4 protein-coding genes are annotated in these 6540 nt (G+C 39.8%); 2 read left to right on the top strand and 2 right to left on the bottom strand.

What is annotated here, in order from left to right; translation table 11 throughout:
• Together CXY28_RS02250 and CXY28_RS02245 are read right to left on the bottom strand one after the other, a co-directional pair.
• Positions 1 to 613 (bottom strand): hypothetical protein (locus tag CXY28_RS02250; protein ID WP_232779971.1); only part of this gene is annotated, 613 nt, incomplete at its 3' end.
• Positions 614 to 924: 311 nt separating this feature from the next.
• The gene (locus CXY28_RS02245; RefSeq protein ID WP_000849019.1) at positions 925 to 1134 is read right to left on the bottom strand and encodes a hypothetical protein; all 210 of its coding nucleotides are present in this window, start codon (positions 1132 to 1134) and stop codon (positions 925 to 927) included.
• Between the two features lie 327 nt (positions 1135 to 1461).
• On the opposite strand from CXY28_RS02245, the gene CXY28_RS02240 reads away from it, so the two are divergent.
• Both CXY28_RS02240 and putP read left to right on the top strand, forming a co-directional pair.
• Entirely contained in the window at positions 1462 to 5019 is a 3558-nt protein-coding gene (locus CXY28_RS02240) for a bifunctional proline dehydrogenase/L-glutamate gamma-semialdehyde dehydrogenase (protein WP_100979322.1), read from the top strand.
• 26 nt (positions 5020 to 5045) lie between these two features.
• Positions 5046 to 6536: a sodium/proline symporter PutP gene (gene putP / locus CXY28_RS02235; protein WP_100979321.1), complete on the top strand. Its 1491-nt coding sequence runs from the start codon at positions 5046 to 5048 to the stop codon at positions 6534 to 6536.
• Positions 6537 to 6540 lie beyond the last annotated feature (4 nt).

Genomic DNA, 6540 nt, shown 5'->3' with positions numbered 1-6540 from the left:
CCAAAGGCGTAACTTTGCGCACTTCCTGCGCTAGATACGAATGTATGGGGATATGATACCATGAATTGGTAGCATTCATCCCAAACACTAAAGATATTTGGGATTTCTGCTTTGGGTGGTTAAAATTCAAGCGATCTTTGACTTCCAAAAAGACTTCATAGAGTTTTTCTAATTTTTGGTATGAAGCGTGCCTTTGCTCTAGCTCGTTTAGTTTTTGGCTCGTTTGGTTGGCTTGGCTTTTTGCATTTGATAGATCTGTATTGAGTTTTTCTTTTTCTGTAGTTAGAGCTTTATTTTTTTCAGCCAGATCTGTTTTTTCTTTAGTTAGATTGTCTTTTTCTGTGGATAACCCGGTGATCTTGTTAGTTAGCTCAACTTTTCCATTTTTTAAAGCTTGCTGAGATTGTTCTAACTCTTTCACTTGCTTTTGTGATGCATTAAGCTGATTAGTTAGATTGTCTTTTTCTGCTGTCAGCTTTTGATTTTTATCAACTAGCTCGGTGGTTTCAATCGGCTCGGTGTATTTCTCGTGGAAATTTTTGAATTTTAAAGCGTCTTTTGGGTTTTCTTGGGTGTCGTTAGAGAATTTTCCAAGCGAAAAGAAAGAGCCTATAAAATGAGAGAGTTTTCTAAGGGGTTCAAAGTCTTCTAATTTAAGATCTTCTAATTTTTTAATGCGATCTTTGAGATCTCTAACACGATTTAAAAGCTCTTCATTATTGGGGGGGGGTGGAAGCGGTGGGATTTGAAATATTTGGTTTTTCTATTTTTTCATTATTCGTATTTTCTACAATATGAGCGCCACTCATAAGAATACCTCCTTTTATATTATTTATATCAGTGTTAAAAAGATTGTTATTGCAATTTGAGAAAACTTAAAATGAGCCTTATTCTCCCCCCCCTTTCGCCCCCTCTAACAAACCCCTAGAATGTAGAATCCCAGTGGTTTAAATTAGAAGAATAAGGGTCAAAAAAGCCCTTAGGCGTGTATTGCGCTTCTTTTTTGGTAGAAGCGTCTTTTGAAGAATGGTCTTTAGGAAGACAAGCGAAACGCTGAGTATCAAAGCTAGAACAACCGCTCAATAACAACGCACCGAGTGTGCCAATCATAATACCATTTTTAATTGTTTTCATTTTATATCCTTTGTTTTGTAAAATTTTTTGTAAATCCGTTTAATTTAAAATCGTTTAATTGAATAAGCTAAACTTTAAATTACACGATGCGAATGTTATAATTTATTTTTAAACGAAAAGTAAATGAAGCTAAAAACAATACAAATTATCACTCAAATTCTTATCATTGTGTAAAAATGCGTGATAAACTCAAACAGATTGGAATGAGAATTAATTACCGCTAGAACAAAATTTAAAATTAAAAAACATTACCAACCCACAAGACTTAAAGCCACCCGCTTAAAACATGCTACAATCAAGCCAAATTCTTAAATAAAAGGTAAGCTCATGCAAAAAATCATTGACGATTCACTAGAATTAGCTAAAAAACTGCAAGATAGTATCAGTAGTCATTTGAGCGAGCAAGAAAAAGCGTTCCACTCTAAAATGCAAAAGCTTTTAAACAACCCTGAAAACAAAGTCATGCTCATAGAACTTATGGATCGGAGTTTCAGATGCTTGGATAATAAAGCCCGCTTTGAAATGATTGAGCATGTTTTAGACAAATACAAAAGCCGTGAGATTTTTTCTCCGTTTGAAAAATTGCTTTTAATGGGGTTTTTAAGCTTTGGGAAAATGCTCCCTGATATGAGCGTGCCTTTCTTTGTCAATAAAATCAGAAGCGACACGAAAGCGATGGTCTTGGATCAAGAAGAAAGCCAATTGAAAGAGCGGATTTTAAAAAGAAAAAATGAAAAAATCATTTTGAACGTGAATTTTATTGGCGAAGAGGTTTTAGGCGAAGAAGAAGCTAATGCGCGTTTTGAAAAATACTCTCAAGCTCTAAAATCCAACTACATCCAATACATTTCCATTAAAATCACGACGATTTTTTCTCAAATCAATATCCTTGATTTTGAATACTCTAAAAAAGAGATTGTCAAACGCTTAGACGCTCTTTACGCTTTGGCTTTAGAAGAAGAAAAAAAGCAAGGCATGCCTAAATTTATTAATTTGGATATGGAGGAATTTAGGGATTTAGAGCTCACGGTGGAGTCGTTTATGGAATCTATCGCTAAATTTGATTTGAACGCTGGTATTGTGTTGCAAGCTTATATCCCTGATTCTTATGAGTATTTGAAAAAACTGCATGCTTTTTCTAAAGAAAGGGTTTTAAAAGGGTTAAAGCCCATTAAAATCCGCTTTGTTAAGGGAGCGAACATGGAGAGCGAAGAGACTATCGCTTCCGTGAAAGACTGGGCGTTACCCACATTTTCTAGTAAGCAAGACACCGACTCTAATTACAATAAAATGCTGGATTTTGTTTTAGAGGGCGATAATTATAAATACATTCATATTGGTGCAGCGAGCCACAATATTTTTGAAATCGCTTATGTCTATACGTGCATCCATGCCCTTAATGACCCTATTGTGTTGGAGCATTTTAGCTTTGAAATGCTAGAGGGCATGAGCTTGCAAGCGAGCCAAGAACTAAAAGAGATGCACAAACTCATTCTTTATGCGCCGGTGTGCGATGAAGCGCATTTTAATAATGCGATCGCTTACTTGGTGAGGAGGTTAGATGAAAACACCTCAAGCGATAATTTCATGAAAGCTTTTTTTAACCTCAAAGTAGGCACGAGCGAATGGAAAGACCAAGAGCAACGCTTTTTAAACAGCCTTAAAGGAATCGCCACTTTAGACAATGCCACCCACAGGACTCAAGACAGAAATGCTAAACAAACCGGGCATACCACCTACCCAAACCACTCCTTTAAAAACGAAAGCGATACCGATTTTATTTTAAAAGCCAACCGAGAGTGGGCTAAAAAAGTACGCGAGAAAATGCATAACGCCCCTATTTTAGAGCTTTACCCAGAAATAGATGGGAGGTTTGAAGATCCTAATCTAACCCCTTTAGAAGTCTTTGATAAGATCCATCATAAAAAAATCGCTAGCGTGCATTTAGCGGATAAGGAAGCGATTTTAAAAGCCCTAGAAGTGGCTAAAAGCGATAAGAGTCATTTCAGTCAAAAAAGCTTCACAGAAATCCATGCTTTATTGAGTCAAACCGCCCAGCTTTTTAGAGAAAGAAGAGGCGATTTAGTAGGGATTTCGGCTTTAGAAGTGGGTAAGACTTTCGCTGAAACGGACGCTGAAGTGAGCGAAGCCATTGACTTTTTAGAGTTTTACCCTTACAGCTTAAGGGTGTTACAAGAGCAAAACACAAAAACCCAATTCACCCCTAAAGGCGTGGGCGTGGTCATCGCTCCATGGAATTTCCCTGTAGGCATTTCTGTAGGCACTATCGCTGCCCCCCTAGCCGCTGGCAATCGGGTGATTTACAAGCCCTCAAGTTTGTCTAGCGTAACCGGCTATAAGCTTTGTGAGTGTTTTTGGGATGCGGGCGTGCCTAGAGATGCACTCATTTACTTGCCCTCTAAAGGGAGCGATATTAGCGAACACCTTTTAAAAGATGAAAGCATCCAGTTTGCCATTTTAACCGGGGGCGAAGACACCGCTTATAAAATGCTCAAAGCTAACCCCACTCTAGCCTTGAGCGCTGAAACGGGCGGTAAAAACGCCACCATTGTGAGCAAAATGGCAGACAGAGATCAAGCGATTAAGAATGTCATCCATTCAGCTTTCAGCAATTCAGGGCAAAAATGCTCTGCCACTTCGCTTTTAGTGTTAGAAAAAGAAGTCTATGAAGATGAGAATTTTAAAAAGACTCTAATAGATGCGACTCTAAGCCTTAGCGTGGGCGATCCTTTTGATTTCAAAAACAAAATTGGTGCTCTAGCGGACAAACCTAACGAAAAAGTCATCAAAGCCATAGATGAATTGAAAAGCTATGAAAATTACGAAATCCCGGCAAGCTTCGTTGATAATAACCCCTATTTGATGAAACCAAGCATCAAATACGGCACTAAAAAAGGCGATTTCACGCACCAAACTGAGCTTTTTACGCCCATTTTATCCGTGATGAAAGCAAAAGATTTAGACGAGGCGATAGAAATAGTCAATTCTACCGGTTACGGGCTGACTAGCGCATTAGAGTCTTTGGACGAAAGGGAGTGGGAATATTATTTGGATCGCATTGAAGCCGGTAATATCTATATCAACAAGCCCACCACAGGAGCGATCGTTTTGCGCCAGCCTTTTGGGGGGATTAAAAAATCCGCTGTGGGGTTTGGGAGAAAGGTGGGCATTTTTAACTATATCACGCAATTTGTGGATATCCGCCAAGAAGAAGAAGATGAAAACGCCCTAAAAAACCCCTTAAGCGAAGTTTTAGAGGGCTTGACTCAAAAAGGCTATGATGAACACACGCATGAGTTGAAGCGCGCGATTTTTATGGCAAAGAGCTACGCTTATCATTACAAGCATGAATTCAGCCAAGCTAAAGACTATGTCAAAATCAGAGGCGAAGACAATCTCTTTTCCTACACTAAAGTTAAAAGCGTGGGCTATCGCATCACCGAAAAGGACACCTTAAGCGACATGTTGGGCGTGGCTTTAGCATGTCTCATTTCTCAAATCCCTTTAACGCTCAGCATAGAAAACGAGCGAGTGAACAAGGATTTAACGTTTTTCTTAGAATGCTTAAAAGCGCTCCAAGCAAACGCCCCTATCGTTTATGAAAGCTTGCAAAAATTTAGCGAGAAGTTGAACGCTTTCAATCGTATCCGTTATCTCAAAAGCGGTTTAGATTTATTGCACGAACAAGCGAGCGCTTTAGGGATGGTTTTAGCCACGACTAAACCCTGCTTGAACGGGCGCTTTGAATTGCTGTATTACCACTTAGAGCGATCGGTTAGCATTTCTTACCATCGTTATGGGAATTTAGGCTCAAGGGTTTTAAGACAACCCACTTGCCACAAATCATGCTGTGCTGAAAAATAAATATTGTATTAAATAAGGAGATCAAAATGGGACATGTTGTTTTAAGCACCCCTATTGTTACGATGTTTGTCGTTTATTCGCTGTTAATGCTCTATATTGGTTTTTATTTTTACAAGCAAAACGAAACGACTGAAGATTATTTCTTAGGCGATCGTTCTATGGGCCCTGTGATTAGCGCTTTGAGCGCGGGAGCGAGTGACATGAGCGGGTGGCTTTTAATGGGATTGCCCGGAGCTTTATATGTGGGGGGCTTAATCAACTCACACATCGCCATAGGCTTGAGTTTGGGTGCGCTCATTAACTGGGTTTTTGTGGCCAAACGCCTACGCATTTATACGAGCGTGATCGCTAATTCCATCACCATTTCAGATTATTTTGAAACGCGCTTTAGCGATGACAAACACATCTTGCGCTTGATTTCAGCTTTTGTGATTTTAATCTTTTTTATTTTTTACATTTCATCAGGGCTGGTGAGTGGGGCTAAGCTCTTTGAAGCGACCTTTGGCATTCAATACACCCACGCTTTAAGCATTGGCACGCTGATTATTGTTTCTTACACCTTTTTAGGGGGGTATAAGGCGGTGTGCTGGACGGATTTGATTCAAGGGCTTTTGATGATGAGCGCTTTAATCGTGGTGCCGATCGTTATGATAATCCAAATTGGCGGGATTGGAGAGGGGATTAAAATCATTAGAGAGATCAAGCCTGAAAACCTTTCTTTCTTGCAAGGCTCTAGCGTAGTCGCTATTATTTCAAGCCTCGCTTGGGGGTTAGGCTATTTTGGGCAACCCCATATTTTAGTGCGTTTCATGTCTATCCGCTCTATTAGAGATGTGCCTAAAGCGACCACTATTGGGATTTCTTGGATGGTTATTTCTTTGATTGGGGCATGCGTTATGGGGCTTTTAGGCGTTGCGTATGTGCATAAATTTGATTTGAGCTTAGAAGATCCTGAAAAGATTTTCATTGTGATGAGTCAATTGCTCTTTAACCCTTGGATCACAGGCATTTTATTGAGCGCGATTTTAGCGGCGGTGATGAGCACAGCCAGTTCGCAACTGCTTGTAAGCTCTTCTACCATTGCTGAGGATTTCTATGCGACGATTTTTAACAAAAACGCCCCCCAAAAATTAGTGATGGTTATTTCTAGGCTTTCGGTTTTAGGGGTGGCTTGCATCGCTTTTTTCATTTCAACGGATAGAAACGCTAGCATCCTTAGCATCGTGAGTTACGCATGGGCTGGCTTTGGCGCGAGCTTTGGCTCTGTGATTTTATTCTCGCTTTTTTGGTCAAGAATGACGCGCATCGGCGCGATTGCTGGCATGCTCTTTGGGGCTAGCACAGTGATTTTATACGATAAATTTGGCAAAAGCTTTTTGGATATTTATGAAATCGTTCCGGGCTTTATTGTGGCGAGCATAGCCATTGTTGTGTTTAGTTTGTTTTCTAGCGTGCGAGCAGGCACTAAAGAGGCCTTTGAAACCATGCTTAAAGAAATTGAGAGCTTGAAGCATTAAAACG

Origin of the sequence: Helicobacter pylori (assembly GCF_002832345.1) — a bacterium.
GTDB lineage: Bacteria > Campylobacterota > Campylobacteria > Campylobacterales > Helicobacteraceae > Helicobacter > Helicobacter pylori_CP.
The sequence above is the reverse complement of the archived record's forward strand: the minus strand, read 5'-3'. Positions and strand labels throughout refer to the sequence as shown.

What these genes read in the sequence shown, in the direction of transcription:
- CXY28_RS02245 (WP_000849019.1), bottom strand. Translation starts at nt 1,134, where the DNA reads ATGAAAACAATTAAAAATGGTATTATGATTGGCACACTCGGTGCGTTG.
- CXY28_RS02240 (WP_100979322.1), top strand. Translation starts at nt 1,462, where the DNA reads ATGCAAAAAATCATTGACGATTCACTAGAATTAGCTAAAAAACTGCAA.
- putP (WP_100979321.1), top strand. Translation starts at nt 5,046, where the DNA reads ATGGGACATGTTGTTTTAAGCACCCCTATTGTTACGATGTTTGTCGTT.